This window comes from Pseudomonas urethralis (genome assembly GCF_021602465.1).
Classification (GTDB): domain Bacteria; phylum Pseudomonadota; class Gammaproteobacteria; order Pseudomonadales; family Pseudomonadaceae; genus Aquipseudomonas; species Aquipseudomonas vlassakiae.
The window spans coordinates 302,687-320,460 of the sequence record NZ_BQIJ01000007.1 but is presented as its reverse complement, the minus strand read 5'-3'; the positions used below and the strand labels follow the sequence as shown (position 1 = coordinate 320,460).

14 protein-coding genes are annotated in these 17,774 nt (G+C 62.6%); 4 read left to right on the top strand and 10 right to left on the bottom strand.

Annotated elements, in window-relative coordinates; translation table 11 throughout:
- Window positions 1–286: 286 nt before the first annotated feature.
- A complete protein-coding gene (gene nirB, locus L6D64_RS14625) occupies window positions 287–2,836 on the top strand; it encodes a nitrite reductase large subunit NirB (protein WP_176507201.1) in 2,550 nt (849 codons plus the stop codon).
- The gene (nirD, locus tag L6D64_RS14620; protein ID WP_176507200.1) at window positions 2,836–3,198 is read left to right on the top strand and encodes a nitrite reductase small subunit NirD; all 363 of its coding nucleotides are present in this window, start codon (window positions 2,836–2,838) and stop codon (window positions 3,196–3,198) included. The genes nirB and nirD overlap by 1 nt, the downstream gene beginning before the upstream one ends.
- A gap of 47 nt (window positions 3,199–3,245) precedes the next feature.
- Here the strand turns inward: nirD and L6D64_RS14615 are convergent, their stop codons facing one another.
- The 10 genes from L6D64_RS14615 to L6D64_RS14570 all read right to left on the bottom strand — a co-directional run bounded on the left by L6D64_RS14615 (window position 3,246) and on the right by L6D64_RS14570 (window position 15,475).
- The gene (locus tag L6D64_RS14615; RefSeq protein WP_176507199.1) at window positions 3,246–3,503 is read right to left on the bottom strand and encodes a PAAR domain-containing protein; all 258 of its coding nucleotides are present in this window, start codon (window positions 3,501–3,503) and stop codon (window positions 3,246–3,248) included.
- Entirely contained in the window at window positions 3,500–4,330 is an 831-nt protein-coding gene (locus L6D64_RS14610; protein WP_236192479.1) for a DUF6708 domain-containing protein, read from the bottom strand. Before L6D64_RS14610 ends, L6D64_RS14615 begins: the two co-directional genes overlap by 4 nt.
- Complete coding sequence (locus L6D64_RS14605; RefSeq protein ID WP_176507198.1) at window positions 4,330–7,518, bottom strand: T6SS effector BTH_I2691 family protein; 3,189 nt, start codon at window positions 7,516–7,518, stop codon at window positions 4,330–4,332. The genes L6D64_RS14610 and L6D64_RS14605 overlap by 1 nt, the downstream gene beginning before the upstream one ends.
- Window positions 7,515–8,429, bottom strand: coding sequence for a hypothetical protein (locus tag L6D64_RS14600; RefSeq protein ID WP_176507197.1), 915 nt, complete (start codon window positions 8,427–8,429; stop codon window positions 7,515–7,517). Before L6D64_RS14600 ends, L6D64_RS14605 begins: the two co-directional genes overlap by 4 nt.
- Window positions 8,426–10,510: a type VI secretion system Vgr family protein gene (locus tag L6D64_RS14595; RefSeq protein WP_176507196.1), complete on the bottom strand. Its 2,085-nt coding sequence runs from the start codon at window positions 10,508–10,510 to the stop codon at window positions 8,426–8,428. Before L6D64_RS14595 ends, L6D64_RS14600 begins: the two co-directional genes overlap by 4 nt.
- Window positions 10,511–10,529: 19 nt before the next feature.
- On the bottom strand, window positions 10,530–11,192 hold the full coding sequence (locus L6D64_RS14590; RefSeq protein WP_176507195.1) for a DotU family type IV/VI secretion system protein: 663 nt from the start codon (window positions 11,190–11,192) through the stop codon (window positions 10,530–10,532).
- Window positions 11,193–11,452: 260 nt separating this feature from the next.
- Window positions 11,453–12,403: a 2-hydroxyacid dehydrogenase gene (locus L6D64_RS14585; RefSeq protein ID WP_176507194.1), complete on the bottom strand. Its 951-nt coding sequence runs from the start codon at window positions 12,401–12,403 to the stop codon at window positions 11,453–11,455.
- Window positions 12,404–12,427: 24 nt separating this feature from the next.
- Window positions 12,428–13,186, bottom strand: coding sequence for an SDR family oxidoreductase (locus L6D64_RS14580; protein ID WP_176507193.1), 759 nt, complete (start codon window positions 13,184–13,186; stop codon window positions 12,428–12,430).
- 17 nt (window positions 13,187–13,203) lie between these two features.
- On the bottom strand, window positions 13,204–13,914 hold the full coding sequence (locus L6D64_RS14575; RefSeq protein WP_176507192.1) for a fumarylacetoacetate hydrolase family protein: 711 nt from the start codon (window positions 13,912–13,914) through the stop codon (window positions 13,204–13,206).
- 220 nt (window positions 13,915–14,134) lie between these two features.
- The gene (locus L6D64_RS14570; protein WP_176507191.1) at window positions 14,135–15,475 is read right to left on the bottom strand and encodes an MFS transporter; all 1,341 of its coding nucleotides are present in this window, start codon (window positions 15,473–15,475) and stop codon (window positions 14,135–14,137) included.
- 294 nt (window positions 15,476–15,769) lie between these two features.
- Between L6D64_RS14570 and L6D64_RS14565 the strand changes: the two genes are divergently transcribed.
- On the top strand, window positions 15,770–16,699 hold the full coding sequence (locus tag L6D64_RS14565; protein WP_176507190.1) for a helix-turn-helix transcriptional regulator: 930 nt from the start codon (window positions 15,770–15,772) through the stop codon (window positions 16,697–16,699).
- Between the two features lie 10 nt (window positions 16,700–16,709).
- Window positions 16,710–17,642 (top strand): pca operon transcription factor PcaQ, encoded by a 933-nt coding sequence (gene pcaQ, locus L6D64_RS14560; RefSeq protein ID WP_176507189.1) that lies wholly within the window; start codon window positions 16,710–16,712, stop codon window positions 17,640–17,642.
- The last annotated feature ends 132 nt before the right edge of the window (window positions 17,643–17,774 follow it).

Below are 17,774 nucleotides of genomic sequence, written 5' to 3'. Positions count from 1 at the left end.
CGCTGCACTTGAACTGTGCATTGGCAGCGCTGGCCCCGTCGTGGGTGAACCCGCGCCTACAGCTACCGTACAGTGCTTGAGAGCACTGGAGGCCCTTGTGGGTGCGGGTTCACCCGCGAAGAGGCCAGCACAGCAAGCTGGGTTGGCACAGTCCCTGCTTCATCCCTGATACAACAAAGCCCACTGATCAACGGCGATCAACCCGGGCCACCCACCGTGATGAATACAGGCAAAGGCGCCTGGAGCTTCGGCTCCAGGCGCCTTTTTTTTGATCGAGGATCGGCTTATGAAGGCAAAAGCGAGCAGGCAACGAGAGCGACTGGTCATCGTCGGCAACGGCATGGTCGGCCACCATTGCGTCGAGCAACTGGTCGAACGCGGCGCCCTCGCGCGCTTCGAGCTTCATGTGTTCGGCGAAGAACGCCAACGTGCCTACGACCGCGTGCACCTGTCGGAGTATTTCGCCGGCAGCTGTGCCGAGACTTTGGCCCTGTGCGGGCAGGATTATTACGGCAAAAGCGGCGTGCACCTGCACCTGGGCGAAGCGGTGCTGGAAATCGACCGCGAACGCTGCGAGGTGGTGACTGCCGAGGGTCGTTACGGCTATGACCAGCTGATCCTGGCCACCGGCTCCTACCCGTTCGTGCCGCCGATCGAAGGCTCAAGCGGCAGTGCCCGCCTGGTCTACCGCACCCTCGACGACCTCGATGCCATTCGCGCCGCTGCCGGCCAAGCGCGTCGTGGCGTGGTGGTCGGTGGCGGCCTGCTCGGCCTGGAAGCCGCCAATGCGCTGAAGTCCCTTGGCCTGGAAGCGCACGTGGTGGAATTCGCCCCACGGCTGATGCCTGTGCAGCTGGACGGCGAGGGCGGCGCCGCACTCAAGGCGCAGATCGAAGCATTGGGCGTTGCTGTGCATCTGTCGCGCGCTACCCAATCGATCAGCACGGGTGAAACCTACCGCTACCGCATGAACTTCGAAGGCGGTGACTACCTGGAAACCGACCTGATCGTATTTTCCGCCGGCATCCGCCCACAGGACGCCCTGGGCCGTGCCAGCGGCCTGGAAATCGCCGCACGCGGCGGTGTGATGATCGACAACCACTGCCGCAGCAGCGACCCGTGCATCTTCGCCATCGGCGAATGCGCCTCGTGGAACGGCAGCGTGTTCGGCCTGGTCGCCCCGGGCTACAGCATGGCGCGCAACCTGGCCGCGCTGCTAATGGGCGAAGCCGCTGGCGGATTCACCGGCGCCGACCTGTCGACCAAGCTCAAGCTGCTGGGCGTGGATGTCGGTTCCATCGGCGATGCCCAGGGTGCCACGCCGGGCTCGCGCAGCTACCGCTTCATCGACGAGGCCAACCACGCCTACCGCCGGCTGGTGGTGGATGCCAGTGGCAAGCGCGTGCTCGGTGCAGTGCTGGTGGGGGACAACAGCTACTACGACGCCCTGCTGCAGTACGCCCAGAACGGCATCGCCCTGCCGGCCGACCCGGCAGCGCTGATCCTGCCGCAGAGTGGCGGTGCGCCTGCGCTCGGCGCCGACGCACTGCCCGACAGTGCGACCATCTGCTCGTGCCACAACGTCAGCAAGGGCGCGGTCTGTGCGGCCATCGACAGCGGCTGCGGCGACCTCGCTGCGGTCAAGGGCTGCACCAAGGCGGCCACCGGCTGCGGCGGCTGCGCAGCGTTGCTCAAGCAGGTGTTCGAACACGAGCTCACTGCCCGTGGCGTGACTGTCGACAAGAGCCTGTGCGAACACTTCGCCTACACCCGTCAGGAGCTCTACGGGCTGGTGCGGGTCGAGGGCATCCGCACCTTCAACGAACTGCTCCAGCGCCACGGCAAGGGCCCTGTCGGCTGTGATATCTGCAAGCCAGCTGTGGGCTCGATCCTCGCGTCCTGCTGGAACCAGCCGATCATGGACCCGGCGCTGGTGCCGCTGCAGGACACCAACGACACCTTCATGGCCAACATGCAGAAGAACGGCACCTATTCGGTGGTGCCGCGCATTCCGGGCGGCGAGATCACCCCCGACAAGCTGATCGTGATCGGCCAGGTGGCGAAAAAGTACGACCTCTACACCAAGATCACCGGGGGGCAGCGCATCGACCTGTTCGGCGCCCAGCTGCACGAGCTGCCGTTGATCTGGGGAGAACTGATCGAAGCCGGCTTCGAGACCGGCCACGCCTACGGCAAATCGACGCGCACGGTGAAATCGTGCGTGGGCAGCACCTGGTGCCGTTACGGCGTGCAGGACAGCGTCGGCATGGCCCTGCGCCTGGAAGACCGCTACAAGGGCCTGCGCAGCCCGCACAAGCTCAAGTTTGCGGTCTCTGGCTGCACCCGTGAGTGCGCCGAGGCACAGAGCAAGGACATCGGCGTGATCGCCACCGACAAGGGCTGGAACCTCTACGTCTGCGGCAACGGCGGCATGCGCCCGCGCCACGCCGAACTGTTCGCCACCGACCTGGACGACGAAACCCTGGTGCGTCTGATCGACCGCGTGCTGATGTTCTACATCCGCACCGCCGACAAGCTGCAGCGCACCTCGGTCTGGCGCGAAAGCCTGGAAGGCGGCCTGGACTACCTCAAGCAGGTGATCCTCGACGACAGCCTGGGCCTGGCCGCCGAGCTGGAGGCGCAGATGCAGCATGTGGTCGACCAGTACGAATGCGAATGGGCCAACGCCCTCAACGACCCCGAAAAGCTCAAGCGCTTCCGCACCTTTGTCAACGACAAGCGCGCCGACCCGGACGTGCACTTCGTGCGCGAACGCGAACAACGCCGGCCGGCTGCACCGCTGCACCTGATCCCAACCGTCGAGGAGGCTGTCTGATGAACCTGTCCGATGCTGCTGTGAAAACCCAGGAGAACTGGCAGGCGGTGTGCCAGGCCGATGACCTGGTGGCCGACTCTGGCGTGGTGGTGTGGCTTGATGGCGCACAGGTTGCGCTGTTCTATCTGCCTGGGCTGGAGCAGAGCCTGTATGCAGTGGACAACCGCGATCCGCGCTCGGGGGCCAATATCATCGGGCGGGGGCTGGTCGGTAGCTTGCAAGGGGAGCTGGTGGTGGCGGCGCCGTTGTACAAGCAGCACTTCAGCCTGGTAAGCGGGGCGTGCCTGGAAGATGCCGGGCAGCGGCTGCGGGTGTGGCCGGTGCGGTTGAAGGGTGGGGCGGTGGAGCTGGCAGTGGTCTGATCAATCGCTGGGGGCGCTTTGCGCCCCTTTATGCATGGCCAGGCAGATCATTCAAGTTGCCAGCCAGCATCGCCTTCTTCCAGATACCCACCATGGTCAGTTCGATCGCCCTGGCGCGCCACGGCCTTGCCTTCGATCTGGTAGGCCGCCGAGCCGCTGACGATCACTGCCCCGCAACTTGTCCGGTCACCGACCCTGGCCACGGCCTTGCCGTTGAAGGTGTAGTGGGGGCTGCCGGTTTCCACGACGCCTTTGCCGTGGATCGGGCAGACTTGGGAGTGGCCGACGAGCACCACAGGTTTCATGGTTGTTCTCCTGGGGCGGGGGCGGTGCGGGATTCCAGGTCCATTTCGGTGGGCCACTGGACTTTGGGAGCAAGGCGGTCAAACGGGTTGCCAAGAGCAACATTTTCCAACGCGTCAGGATTCGTTGATTCTTCATGCTCTTTCGAGGTGTGAATAAAGTCGGGAAGTGCTTCGGGGCCTTGCTGCATGAATAGCCTGGCAATGGCCCAGTACTGCTCGCCTTTTTCAATATCGTCGGCAAGGAAAACTCGATCAATCACTTCGTCAGTACCGGGTTTGCGGACCGAAAGCATCACCTCCTCTCTTAATCCGCCGTAACCCATGGCCCCGTAGATCCGATAAGCCTCGGCGGTGAGGTCATCCCAGTCATAGACCACCGGCTTCACCCCCCAATTTTTACGACCGAAAGGGTGAAGCAAGTCAAATCGGTATTGATAGAAATAGACCTTTCGGCGATGTCTGTTGAAGCGTATGGGTTCGTTGCAAGGTCGTCCGATATCCATGCGAATGGAGGGTGTCAGGATGGCGAATAAGATGATGCTGGCACCCAATGTTGCTGCGATAAATTCGAGATCTGTTTTGTTTGCTATGAATAAGCTGTAATAAATTGCTTCGGCTTCTATGTATGCAGTGGCGAGAAGTAATAGGGATCCTGTTATTAGGGTAGGGCCTCTGAAATTGACAGAACGTCTTGGTATTTCAAGCATGTTCTCGTCTATGTTCTCCAGTGGTGCCTCTATGTTACTGCTGATAAGTTGTGCGTGACTGGGGTGGTCAATCGCATTTAAATCATATTTCCAGCCGGCTGGGCGTTGAGTGTGGCTCATTAAATTTTTTCCTGTATTGCTGTTTCGGCATAGGCTTCTGGGATGCTCCGGTCTGGCCAGTAAGTTATAAGAAGCGAGGCGGCCAATATGTTGTGTCTGCCTATGTCAGGGGTCAATGCAATACTGCCACTAAATGACATGTTAGGGCGCTCGCCAGATTTGGCCGGTTGTTGATGTATTGGGTTGACTATTGTTGCGTTGGCGATGTAGTCAGCAGATCTAGGTGGATGAATTGGCCTCATTGAGGCATAGAATGAAGTTCTTGTCGGGATGCGTGGCGGTAGGTGTTGTTCATTGATTACGACCTCTCCGCCGATATGGTTCGGAGCATTGCCATCTCCTTGGCGATGTAAGATCAGAGCCAAGTGGTAACTGGAAATAGCCTCGTTGTAATGTGGGATTGTAACTTGAAATTTTATGCTGTGTTGCAACTCTACATTTGCGCGCCCTCCTGTTTTTGGGCTTGCCGGGTCTTTCTTGGTGCTTTCTAATGTCAGTCCGCCCGTCAAGGAAAGCGTGGCTGCATTTAGTTCAGCAAATGCGATGTCAGCATGACTTGGCGAATTCCAATGAATGCGCGGAGACTCGTTAGCGAACCCGAAAAAGCAGCGTCTAGCCCAATACTCTAGTCGTGTTGATTTCTGCTTTTCAGCCCATTTAGTGAAATAGAAAGTAAGGAGGTTCAGAATGATAGTGACGCCTAAAGCTCCAACAAGTAATGGGCTGAATACGGCTCTAATGCCACTAATAGCTCCGCCTGCGGCTAAAACTGCAGTAAAGGAGTACCAAGTTCTAGCGTTGCTGTCACCGTCCTTAAAAGAGCGGTTCGCTGCGGTCAATAAATAGACGGACTCAAAAATTCCCGCAACTGCGCTGATGACTGCTCCGGTTCTCGCAACTGTCCGGCCAAGAGCGGCGGTACTGCTTGTGTTTATCCTGCGAGGAATTGACAGCCCGGCAAGCTCTACAGCACTACCGAGTGTGCCAATGCTGGAACCGTATAATGCCATCAGGGCCTCTCTGGACTTCGGGCTAATTTCCTCTTTCGTCGCTTTAAGGTTTTTCTCAAAGCTGTCGCTCATCAAGTAAAGTCCGCCCAAAGAAAGCAGCAACTCCCAGCCTTTTCCCGTTCCTCGGAGTCCGGTGAAGCTGTCTCGTACCAATTGCGATGCTTGGCCCGCACTGATCTTCATGCCATTCAGTGATCTGCGCGCATCCAGTTCCAGCGTCCCCGCTGCCACCTTGATTTCCACCAACGCCATCTTTGCGGCGTCATTCAGTTGGTTGACGTTCAGCTTCACTTCCCGGGCCAAGCGCTCATGAAGGTCATACGCCGTGCCTTCGACCCAGACGCTGACCGGGATTACCTGATGTGCCACCTTCGGGTCGAGCACGGCCAGGCTCAACAGCCCGGTCTGGATGATCGGTTTGACCTTGCGCGCTCCGTTCTGCACGCCAGCTTGTAGTTCGTCGAGGGACAACATCATGCCTTCCCGCGCCTTGGCCAGTTTTTGGCTGGCGCTGTTCTGCAGTTCCCGCAGATGAGCGCTTTGCAAGGCGTAGTACTCGCCCAGCTTCATCTGCACCTGCAACTCGATGAGGTGCACACCGTTGTAAACCCGCTGACTGACGCTGTTCAGGTGCCGCACAGCCTGCTGGATGCCAGGGTCGAGGTGTGCCTGCAGGCGCTGGCTGGCGGCATTGACTGCGCCCTGTAGTTCAGTGATGGCCTGTCTGAGCGAATCACGCATCTTCAGGCCCGCATCTTCACTGGTAATGAACTTGCTCAAGGCGTTGTAGAGCTTCTCGCTGTCGTTCCAGTTGGTCGGCTCGGTCGGCGAAAAGCTTGGCAGCAATGCTGTCAGCAGTGGGCCGTCGCGGAGCAGCAGCGCCCGATAGGGCGGGCTGTTCGGCTCTTGCAGCCACTTCAACCACAGCGCTTCACTGGTGTCGGGTGCTGGCGGGGACGATTCGGCGCTGGCAGCAAGCGCTTCGGTGATGCCGCCGGCCAGGCAGGCGGCCATGGTCTTGCTGTAGGCGATGCCCGACTCGCGGTCCCGGCCGTCGTAGTCGTGGCGTTCAATGAGGGCGAATGCCGGGCTTTCGCACAGTTTCGCGTAGGTGCCGGCATGCCGGTCGATGTAGGCCTGGAAGCGGGCTTCCTCTTGTTCATACTCTGCTTGGAATGCCGCGCGCCGGGGTTCGTCATAGCGTTCCTCGAGCTTCTTATCGCTTTCTAGCTGGGCCATTTCGACCACGCGCTGGCGCTCTACTTCGGAATCGATGAATACAGGCGGCCCGTCGCCGGTCTGTGGCTCGAACGTCGGCACCTCTTGCGCCGCCCATTCGCGCTGAGTGGCACGGATGATCTGCAGGATCTGCGAGGTCTGCAGCTGGTAGGCGCGCAGCGGATCCTCGCGCCAGGCCTGGCGCTTGACCACCCAGTTCAGGCGCTGGTGGTTGTACTCCTGGATCAGGCCGACGGTGTCGTCGAGCACCACCGCCAGCACGCCGTTCTCCAGCTTGTGCCTGGCGATGGCGTTGGTCAGGTAACCGCGCAAGGCAGTCTTGCGCAGGAAGCGGCTGTGGAAACCATGAGCACTGTCGAACGGCCCGTTCAATTGCTGGGCATACTCGAATACCTCGCGGTCGACCTGGAGGTTGTCCGGGGTCATGGCCAGGCCCAGCAGTTCGGGGTGCTTGCGCGCCTGGATCAGGTCAAGGCCCTCGAAGCGATGTGCAGGGTACTGGCCGCTCTTGTAGGCCTGCAGCACGGCGACCGGCCAGGGATCACTGGAGAACGCCAGCCAGGCCGTGCCGTAAGTGTCGGTGTCGATGTTGAGGAAGGACGAGGGAATGTCGTGGTCCTCATGCATGCAGCGCTCGGGCAGCGACGGTGGTGGCCCCGGGTTGGGTTCGTAGGGGTCGAAGCGACGCAGGTGACCTTGAGCAGTGACTTCGTAGGCGTGCCAGATGCGCTGGTCGAGCAGCACGTAGAGGTAACCACTGCGCAGCGTGCGCAGGCCCCTCCGGGTTTGTGTCGCGGGATCGCTGCCGGGGCGAGTGTCGGGGACTACAGCGTGGCGCAGGGGGAGGATGGGCAGGCCCTGGCGTTGGCAAGCCTTGCAGGGGGTGAGAAGGAAGTCGACTTCGGCGACTGCATTGGCAATGTCTTGAGTGATGCTCATGGGTAAGCCTCTGGCTGGGGAGTGGCTGCAACCAGGCGTTGCCAGCTCGAGTCGGTAAAGTGCGCGAACATCTCGGCGAGAGGCCGTTGCTGACGGATGGCCATGTCGATCATGTCGCGCACGGCTTTCTGTGTGTGCAGGCGCGGGTGCAGCCGGAGCAGGTGAAGGGCCATGACCAGAATGTCCCGCTCGGCCTTCAAGCCGAGCCCGCGCGCGTCATCGAGATGGTTGGCTGCCCGTACGGCAGCAAATGGAGGGATCTCGCGGGCACCGGGAAGCGCAGGCAATTTCCTCCATGCGGCTAACACGGCCTCGATCAGCGCGGCGTCCTGCTGCACGCCGATGGCGCCCGCAGGCAGGCCACGCTGGTTGCGGGGCCGACCTTTCAGGCTCGCCAGGCTGCCGCCACTGGTCACGAACACCCAGCGCTCGATCGGCCACCACGGTCCCTGTTCCGCACGCTCGAACATCGCGGCCAGCAACTCCAGGCGCAGCGGTTCGTAAACAGGGTGAATCGCCGTCGCTCCGGATGCCTCTGGCAAACGGCACAGCGCGGTCAGGTGTGCTGCAATGGCAGCGGGCGGCGCTTCGCTGAGCAGCCAACCGCAGACCTGGCGCTTGCGTCGATGCATGTCGCGTTCGGCAGCCTGTGCTGTCAGCTCCAGCAGCGCGGCGTCAGGCACGCTGCCAGGTGAGCCAAGGCACACGAGCACGGGATGCAAACCAGGTGCAAGGGGCAGGTCGGGCCGAGTCACGCGTGTCATCGCACCGTCGCCCAATAGCGACTTCAGGCTAGCGAGAGCTGAGTGCTCGCTACCTTCCGAGACTGCCAGCGGGTCCAGCAGGACATAGCTGTACTGCCCGGTGTGATGATGTTCGCTGAGGAGTTCGACCAAGGCTTTACGGTTCATCGGCCTGTTTCCTCGCACCTGTCGCTGGCATTGGCGAGCAGATCCAGGTCCAGCGTGTTTCCCGATCCCTCGATGGCCGCTTTGGTCGGGCCGAGCAAGGTGAGTGTCAGGCCGTTCAAGGTGATGCCTTGCTGATCCAGGACGATGCTGCCACCGGGGCTTTTGAATTCGATGCGTTCACTGGCCTGCAGTTGGTAGAGGGTGGTTTGCTGGTTCACGCCCCCGCCGATGGTGATCTGCTGTCGTCCTTTGATGTGCAGCTCGCTCTGCCCGCCGATGGCGATATGGTGATTGGCACCTGTGGTCTCACGATGGTCATTTTCGACTTGCTCGACCAGATCCTTGCCGATGTCCACCTGGCAGCTGCGCCCGACCCTGTGAGTGCGGTCGCGCCCGGTTTCCTGTATCAGGTCATTACCCACTTTCAGCTGTTCGTCATTGCCGACCTGTTCGACGCGGTTACGCCCGACGCGCGTGGTCTCGTCATGCTTGACCACATTGTTCTGGTTTCGCTCGGCATGGATGAACACCTCCTGCCGCCCCAGTTCATCCTCGAAACGCAGCTCGTTGTAGCCATCGCCCTTGTGGGTCTGGCTCTTGATGGTCATGCGCGTCTTGTGTTTCGGCAGGTCGTAGGGCGGCAGCTGGTTACCGCAGTAGGTGCGCCCGGTGATGATCGGCTGGTCGGGGTCGCCATTGACGTACTGGACGATCACGTCCTGGCCGATGCGCGGGATGGCCATCGAGCCCCAACTGCCGCCGGCCCAGGCTTGCGACACGCGCACCCAGCAGGAGCTGAACTCGTTGTCCTCACTCTCCCGGTCCCAGGGGAAGCTGACCTTGACCCGACCCCACTCGTCGCAAAAGATCTCCTCGCCGGGCGGACCGACCACGGTCGCCATGTGCGGACCGTCCACGCGTGGCCGGGGCAGAGGTGCCGGTCGCCATTCGGCCATGCCGGGGACCAGCACGGCACTCTGCTCGTAATGGGTGCCCTGTTTGGCCTCGGCAGCACCCTCCTGCAGGCTGGTGAACTGGGTGCCCTCGTGGTGGGCGCTGATCACTCGCCACAGCACATTGAGGTTGTCGCGCGGGTGGCCGGTGAGGGTGAAGGCCTGGCCCGGTTGCAGGCGCACGTCGTCGCCTTTGACTTCGGCGATGCGTGCGTCGTGGCGCAAGCCGGCAAGACGGGTCTGGGTGAAGGGGATGCCGACTGCTTCGCGCTTGTAGCGCCCAGGGAAGTCGAAGCGCTCGTAGTCCATGGACTGATGCACTTCGCCCTTGGCCTCGGCGTGCTGATCCAGGCGATAGGATGGGTGGACGAAGGTGTAGTCACGCTGGGCCTGGCGTGCAGTGCGGACGTTTTCGCTGTAGTGGAAACGCCGCAGGCATGGCTGTGCCTGGTCGCCACCGCTGTTGACGTGGTACAGCACAGGGGCGGGGCGGCGTGCATCCTCTGCTTCGTAGGCGCCTTGGTGCTCGCCCTTGGCCTGAACGGGACCCTGTCTGATCAGGCCCAGTGATAACAAACGGTCGGTGATGAGCAGCTTGTGCTGCCTGGGGCTGTGCTCGAAGCTGTAGACGAAGCCGTCCTCTGCCGCGAGACGGGTGATGAACTCAAGGTCGGTCTCGCCAGCCTGGACGCAGAATTCGCGGGCCTGATGGTCCGAGCCGGTACTCAGATCGAAGCGCAGGATGCCTTGGCGCTGGAGCATCAGTTCGAGGATCTGTGGCACGGTCTTCTGCTGGAAAATGCGCCAGTTCGAGCGCAATCCGGCGCGGGCCAGCTGAGGCTCGACCACGGCGCGGTAATAGGTACGGTGGAAGCCGCTGTCGCCCTGGCGAAAGCTGCTGATCAATCCGTGTACGTAACGCACCGGGCGGTCTGCGTCCCAGATAGTGAACAAGGCGGGCTTGTCCAGCAGTTGGCTGAAGTCAACATCGTCGTAGAAGCTGATCAAGTCCAGGTGCAACTCGAAAGGTTTACTGAGTGCTTCATCGAGCTTGAATGACACCACTTCGAGTTCGATATCAGCCGCCAGGGGCTGGAAGCTGTAACGCAGATCGGATTGTCCAGGCATAAAGGCTCCAGAAGCAGAATCATTGCTGCAGGATGTGGTTGAGCGACTCCAGCACTTCGGCGGTCAGCAGCTGCAGGCGACAGCTGTAAATCCCGTACACCACCGCCATGGCTGCGGCACTGATCAGCAACGGGCTCCACCATGGCCACTGGCGGCGCATGCGGACGTTGCTCGGGGCGACATTGGCCAGGGGGGCGCAGACCTGTTCCGGTACCGGGCCACGCACTTTCCGGATGAGCGTGCAGATCTGCCGGAGCAGGGCGTTCACCGCCTCGTCCAGGTACAGGCACAGGGCGTAGGAATAAGCCAGCAGTTGCGCGGCCTCATGACCGCGCTGGCGCATTTCCTCGACGATGTGGTCGACCTGGGTACGCACCTGCTGGTGCACCTCCAGGATGTTGGGCAGGTCGTCCAACGTGCGCAGGCGCATTACCAGGCCGAACAGCGGCATCGCCGCAACAATCATCGGATTGTGGAAGGTGCCGCGCAGTTGGAAGTCAGGGTCGGCCGGGTAGCGCTCAGGCAATTCAGCGAATTCGGGTTGGCTTCTTGGCGAGTGGGAAGAGGGACTGGCGCTCCATGCAGAGCGCTCGAGAATGGACGCGGCGTTGTGTTCGTTTATTGCTTGAGTGACACTTGGCGTATCCGCTTTCTTGCTGTTGGAATCAGACTTTTGGAGCATGAAAGTTCCTCTTTCACCCGTCATCGCGCGGCTATGCCGGCCAACGGTTGGTTAGCGAACAGGTGCGTCTTGGTTGCACCTGAACACTAACGAGGAATCAATTCTCAGAGGAGGTTGGCTCTTCTTCAAAACTTGTAGGGCTTGTCCTTAAATAACTTTCCAGCCATGTGAGCAGAAGCAACTTAATTGTCTGTGCGGCAAAAAGTGGAGCGGTAAATGGCAGTCAGCTTGCCATTCACCGTTCTCACTGCAGGTCCAAATCAGACCACCAACCCCTGCGGCTTACGCCCGGCAAACACATCCACCAGGCTGGCGACGACCATCTCGCCCATGCGCGTGCGGGTCTGCACCGTGGCACTGGCGCGATGCGGCTGCAGCACCACATCCTCACGTTCGAACAAGGCCTCGGGCGCCCGTGGTTCATCGGCAAACACATCCAGCGCCGCGCCAGCGATGTCGCCGGCCTCCAGCGCCGCGATCAACGCCAATTCATCCACCAGCTTGCCGCGCGCGATGTTGATCAGATACCCCTCGGCGCCCAACGCCTGGAGCACCTCACGGTTGACCAGCGCTTCGCCCTTGTCGGCTGCGGCCGCCAGAATCAACGCATCGCTGTCCTTGGCCAGTTGCAGCAGATCCGCCTCGAAACCATAAGGCACTTCCAGCGCCTGCAGATCGGTGTAGCGAATCGGGCAACCGAACGCCGCCGCCCGCTGCGCCACGGCGCGGCCGACCCGGCCCATGCCGACGATGCCCACGCGCATGCCCGATACCTGGCGGGCCAGCGGCAGCGGTGCCAGTGGCGTGGCGCTGGCAGCCCAATGGCCGGCGCGGACGAAGCGGTCACCGGTGCAGATGCCACGGCACACGCTGATCAGCAGGCCGATGGCGAGGTCGGCGACATCCTCGGTGAGGGCGCCGATGGTCGCTGTCACCTGAATGCCACGGTCGCGGGCATAGGGCAGGTCCACCGCGTCGGTGCCGACGCCATTGACCGCGATCACTTCGAGGTTGGGCAGGCGCGCCATCAGCGCCTGGCTGATGCCGGTGTGGCCACCGGTGATCACGCCGCGAATGTTGTCGGAATGCTGGCTGACATAGGCGTCCTTGTCGGCCTGCTCGTAGTAGCGGTGCACGGTGAACAGCTGTTCCAGGCGCTCACGGATGTGCGGGATGAGGATCGGGCTCAGTTGCAGGACTTCAGGTTTCATCGGTCACTCCATCAGGAACAGGGATCAGCCACGGCCAACGAACGGCATGTTGCTGGCCATCACGGTCATGTTCAGTACGTTGGCGTCCAAGGGCAGCGCGGCGATGTAGCGCACCGCATCGGCCACATGGCGCACGTCGAGCATCGGCTCGGCGGCGGTCTCGCCATTGGCCTGGCGCACACCACGGGTCATGCGCTCGGACAGTTCGGTCAGGGCATTGCCGATGTCCACCTGGCTGCAGACGATGTTGTACGGGCGGCCATCCAGCGCCAGAGCCTTGGTCAGGCCGAGCACCGCGTGCTTGCTGGCGGTGTAGGGCGCCGTGAACGGGCGCGGGGTGTGCGCCGAGATCGAGCCGTTGTTGATGATCCGCCCGCCTTGCGGCTGCTGGCGGCGCATCAGGCCGAAGGCGGCACGGGCGCACAGGAACACACCGTCGACGTTGGTGGCGATGACGTTGCGCCAGTTCTCCAGCGGCAGCTCGTCGACCGGCACGGCGGGGGCATTGATGCCCGCGTTGTTGAAGATCACATCGAGGCGCCCATGAACCTCTTCGATGGTGGCGAACAGCTGTGCGACGCTCTGTTCATCGCGTACGTCGGTGGGTACGGCCAAGGCTTCACCACCGGCTGCCAGCGCTTGCTCAACTACCGATTGCAGCGGCTCTGCGCGGCGACCGGCGAGGATCAGGCTGAAGCCGTCTTCCAGCAGGGCGAGGGCGACAGCGCGGCCGATGCCGCTGCCGGCACCGGTGACCAGGGCGACTTTGTTGTTTTGGCTCATAGAGGACTCCAGTGGATTCAGGCAGCGTTGGCGGCTTGCCCGGCAGGGCGAGGGCCGACGCGCAGGTGCAGTTCGCCGATGCCATCGATGCCGGCGTGGATCGTGTCGCCCGGGTTCAGCGGCGCCACGCCGGGCGGGCTGCCGGTCATGATCAGGTCACCGGGGCGCAGCGGTAGCTGGCGGGACAGCCGGCTGATCACTTCGGCCAGCGCCCAGGTCTGCTGACTGAGGTGGGCACGCTGGCGCTCCTGTCCGTTCACTTGCAACCACAGCGATGCGTCCAGTGGCCAGGCGCATTCGCTGGCAGGGACGATGGCGCTCATCGGTGCCGAGGCTTCGAACACCTTGGCGCCTTCCCACGGCAGGCCCTCGGCTTTGGCCCTGCGCTGGTGGTCGCGACGGGTCATGTCGAGGCCGGCAGCAAAGCCGAACACATGTTCCAGGGCATGTCCCGGCGCAATGTTGGCACCGCCCTTGGCGATGGCTGCGACCAGCTCGATTTCGTGGCAGAACTCATCGGTCTGCGGTGGGAAGGGCAGTTCACCCTGCGCCTCGACCACGTTGCTCGCCGGTTTCATGAAGAACACAGGCTCTTGTGGCGCCGGGCCGTAGGTCTCCGGCCAGGGGTAGTTGCGGCCCAGGCAGAACACCCGGCCGACCGGGAAGCGCACAGCGCTGCCGCGGATCGGCAGGCTGACGATGGGCGGCGGGTTGAACAGGTAGGTCATGGATGGATCCTCCGTGCTGGAGTGGCCAGCGTAAGGCAGAGGCTGGCCGGCAAAGTTGGACGAAAACGGGGTCGGCTTGGACTATCCCGGGAACCTGTGCCGCCCCTTTCGCGGCTGAGGCCGCTGCCACAGGTACAGCACTGCCGTCAGGCCTGGCGCTACCCCCTGCAGGAGCGGCTTCAGCCGCGAAGTTGCCGGTACCACCGACGCATTCCTCGGATCAGGCCCCGGTCTTCAGCTCGATCCGATACAGCTTCCCAAGCAGCAGCGAATACGAAAGGGTGCCCATCAACGCCACCCCACCGATGAACCAGAACGCCATGGCAAACGAGCCGCTGGCATGCACGATCGCGCCAATCACGATGGGCGTGACGATGCCGCCGATGTTCGCCGCCAGGCTGGTGATCCCGCCGGTCAGGCCGATCAGTTCCTTGGGCGCCACCTCCGACACCGCCGCCCACGACGCCGAGGCGATGCCCTGGGCGAAGAACGCCAGGGTAAGGATGGCGATGCACACCAGATTGGAGTCGGTGAAGTTCACCAGCACGATCGACATGCCCAGCATCGAACCCACCACCAGCGGCAGCTTGCGGGCGAATGACAGCGAGTGACCCTTGCGGATCAGCAGGTCGGAAACGATCCCCGCGAGGAGGATGCCCACCGTGGCGCCAATGAACGGCATGACGGCGAAGAGGCCGACCTTGATCAAGGTCAGCTGGCGCTCTTCGATCAGGTAGGTGGGGAACCAGGTGAGGAAGAAGTACAGCGCCGAGGTGCTGGCGAACTTGCCCAGGCAGATGGCCCAGATCTGCCGGTAGCGGAACAGCTCGGCAACCTGGCGCCAGTCGAAACGGGTACGCTCCTGGCTGCTTTTCACCAGGCCGCCGCCTTGCTCGATGTAGGCCAGTTCCTGCGGGCTGACCTGCTTGCAGTTCAGCGGGTCGCGGTACAGCCACAGCCACACCACGCCGAACAGGATGCCGACCAGGCCGGTGCTGTAGAACACATGGCGCCAGTCGTAGGTGGTCGCCAGCCACAGCAGCGCGCCGGTGAACAGTGCGGTGCCCAGGTACTGGCCACACACGTAGATGCTGCTGGCCATGCCGCGCTCGCGGGCCGGGAACCACACCGTGACCGCGCGGCTGTTGGCCGGGAAAGCCGGGGCTTCCATGGCACCGACTGCCAGGCGCAGGCCGAACAGTGAGGCAAAGCCGCCGGCCAGGCCCTGGGCCACGGTGACCGCCGACCAGCTGATCAGCGACACGCCGTAGGTCAGGCGCGAGCCGAAGCGGTCGGCGATGAAACCGGCCGGTACCAGGGCCAGGGCGTAGGTCCAGGCGAAGGCGGAGAAGATCAGGCCCATCTCGACCTTGTCCAGGCCCAGGTCCTTGGCCATGAACGGCGCAGCGATGGAGATGTTCACCCGGTCGACATAGTTGATGATGGTCGCCACTAACAACAGCGACAGCATGAACCAGCGGCGGCGGGTGGGCAGACGCTGGGCAGGGGCCGCGTCCAGCGCGAATGACGACGCGGCGCGAGGGGTAGGCGTGCTCGACATGAGTCGACCTCGTTTGTTGTTGTTGGTAGAGGTTGGGCTGCAGTCCCTTTTCTAAGGTGGTCGTACAACGAATCGAATGCAATGGCGGTTTTAGACCGTTTTTTTTACAGAGGGTGAGCTAGGTTGGTGCTGTCCAAGAAAATCCACTGTCAGGGTTTTGCCCGGAGTTCTTGCTGAATGCCGCGTTTTATGCGGGTTGTATGGATTTGCTGTTGCGCAGGTTTTTGCAGAAGGGGTTAAATTGCGGAGTTTGGACATCGTACAACTAAAAGCCCCGCCACTCGGAGATTGCCCATGCCCCCCAAGCGCGAGGTCCCGACCTACGTCATGCAGCAGCGCAGCGAGCTGATGGATTTCTACATCCGCGACCAGCGCGGTCGCCCCGCCGAGACCGCGCCGCATCGTCACGAGTACTTCCAGATCCAGGTAAACTTCGGCGGCGACACGGTGCAGCACATCGGCAGCGTGCAGCGCCCCTTCGAGCGCAACACGTTGGCCTTCATCCTGCCGCACCGGGTGCATGTGATCCCGCATCCGGCCGACAGCGACTTCGTGGTGATCAATTTCTCCCAGACGTTCCTCTTGCCGCACCTGGCCTGCGACCCGATGGACCTGGAGGAGGTGTCGATCCTGCAGGCCCCGGAGCTGTCACCGTTCCGCTTCCAGGAGCACCTCGACTTCTGCCTCGACGAGGCCGACTTCGCCGAGGTGCGGCAGATCCTCGATCGGATGCGCACGTTGGATGCCAATCGCCGCTTCGGTAGCCGCGAAATGCTCAAGGGCCTGCTGCTGCAGCTCATCGGCCAGGTCTGCGGCCTGTACGCCGAGCCGCTGCGCGAACTGGCCGACAGCAATGCCGCGCAGCTCAGCCGCCGCGCCGCACTGGGCCGCATGAGCGAGTATCTGCGCCGGCATATCGACGATCCCGATCTGAACCTGCAGAAAGTCGCCGCCGCCACCTACCTGTCGCCGACCTACCTGACCCACTGGCTGCGCAAGGAAATCGGCAAGACCTTCAGCGAGCTGGTGCTGGAGCGGCGCATGCACGCTGCACGCAATTACCTGCTCAATGGCAGCCGCCCGGTGGGCGAGGTGGCGCGGCTTTGTGGCTTTGCCGATGAGGCCTACTTCTCGCGGCGCTTCCGCCAGATCCACGGCCTGCCGCCAGGGCAGTTCCGCCGCCAGCAGCGCGACCCGGATACGCCGCAGGTGGCGATGCGGTAAGCTTGCCGGCATGAACCTCGACACCCGTATCAAGTACCGTCACCTGCTGTGTTTCCTGGAGATTGCCCGGCAGGGCAGCCTGGCCAGGGCGGCGGATATTCTGGCGATCAGCCAGCCGGCGATCTCCAAGACCCTCAAGGAACTCGAGGACCTGCTCGAAGCGCGCCTGTTCGAACGCAGCCGCCAGGGCGTCGAGCTGACCCCGGCTGGCACGCGGTTCATGCGTTACGCCGGGCCTAGCGTGCAGGCGCTGCGTGATGGTGTCAGCAGCCTGCGCGGTGAGGCGCGGGCACCGTCGCAGGTGCGCATCGGCGTGCTGTCGACGGTCGAGGGGCTGCTCATGCCCGAAGTGCTGTGCCGCCTGCATCAGCGCCATGAGGCCTTGGTGATCAGCGTGGTCACCGGGGTCAGTGCGCAGTTGCTTGGGCAACTGCACCTGGGCGAGCTGGAACTGGTGGTCGGGCGCATGACCGAAAGCCCACAGATCCAGGGGCTGTCATTCGAGCACCTGTACAGCGAGTCCATGGCCCTGGTGGTGCGCCCCGGCCATCCTTTGCTGGCAAGTGCACCGGTGGAGCGGCAGCGGGTCGGGCAGTATCCCTTGGTGCTGCCACCGCCGGGCACCACCATTCGCCAGCATGCCGACAGCCTGTTCGTGCAGTGCGGCATCCAGATGCCGGCGCAGCGCCTGGAGACCTTGTCGTTGGCGTTGAGCCGGCGTTATCTGCTGGGTAGCGATGCGTTGTGGGTGGCGCCGATGGATGCGGTGCTGCTTGATTTGCGCCGCGGGGAGCTGGCCGAGCTTGACCTGGGCGTGCGCGAACCGGGCGGGTCGGTGGGTATCTGCCGCAACGCTGCCTTGCCGCTGAGTTTGCCGGGGCAGTGGGTTTGCGAGGTGCTGCGCGAGCTTGCAGAGCAGTATCGGGAGGGGCGGTATCCTTGAGGTACCTGGCGCTTAATCTGTTGTGGCAGGCCCCTGGTGGCCATCACACCATCCCAATCCAGGCCCCTGTCACTCCCGACCAACCTCACTCAGAACCCACCGAAATAAAAAGCCACAAAAACCAGGAAAACC

Bases quoted from the DNA above. Each gene is read 5' to 3' on its own strand.
- L6D64_RS14585 (WP_176507194.1), bottom strand. From the start codon at position 12,403: ATGAAACCTGAAGTCCTGCAACTGAGCCCGATCCTCATCCCGCACATC.
- L6D64_RS14595 (WP_176507196.1), bottom strand. From the start codon at position 10,510: ATGCCTGGACAATCCGATCTGCGTTACAGCTTCCAGCCCCTGGCGGCT.
- L6D64_RS14600 (WP_176507197.1), bottom strand. From the start codon at position 8,429: ATGAACCGTAAAGCCTTGGTCGAACTCCTCAGCGAACATCATCACACC.
- L6D64_RS14610 (WP_236192479.1), bottom strand. From the start codon at position 4,330: ATGAGCCACACTCAACGCCCAGCCGGCTGGAAATATGATTTAAATGCG.
- nirB (WP_176507201.1), top strand. From the start codon at position 287: ATGAAGGCAAAAGCGAGCAGGCAACGAGAGCGACTGGTCATCGTCGGC.
- L6D64_RS14570 (WP_176507191.1), bottom strand. From the start codon at position 15,475: ATGTCGAGCACGCCTACCCCTCGCGCCGCGTCGTCATTCGCGCTGGAC.
- L6D64_RS14580 (WP_176507193.1), bottom strand. From the start codon at position 13,186: ATGAGCCAAAACAACAAAGTCGCCCTGGTCACCGGTGCCGGCAGCGGC.
- L6D64_RS14615 (WP_176507199.1), bottom strand. From the start codon at position 3,503: ATGAAACCTGTGGTGCTCGTCGGCCACTCCCAAGTCTGCCCGATCCAC.
- pcaQ (WP_176507189.1), top strand. From the start codon at position 16,710: ATGAACCTCGACACCCGTATCAAGTACCGTCACCTGCTGTGTTTCCTG.
- L6D64_RS14575 (WP_176507192.1), bottom strand. From the start codon at position 13,914: ATGACCTACCTGTTCAACCCGCCGCCCATCGTCAGCCTGCCGATCCGC.
- nirD (WP_176507200.1), top strand. From the start codon at position 2,836: ATGAACCTGTCCGATGCTGCTGTGAAAACCCAGGAGAACTGGCAGGCG.
- L6D64_RS14590 (WP_176507195.1), bottom strand. From the start codon at position 11,192: ATGCTCCAAAAGTCTGATTCCAACAGCAAGAAAGCGGATACGCCAAGT.
- L6D64_RS14605 (WP_176507198.1), bottom strand. From the start codon at position 7,518: ATGAGCATCACTCAAGACATTGCCAATGCAGTCGCCGAAGTCGACTTC.
- L6D64_RS14565 (WP_176507190.1), top strand. From the start codon at position 15,770: ATGCCCCCCAAGCGCGAGGTCCCGACCTACGTCATGCAGCAGCGCAGC.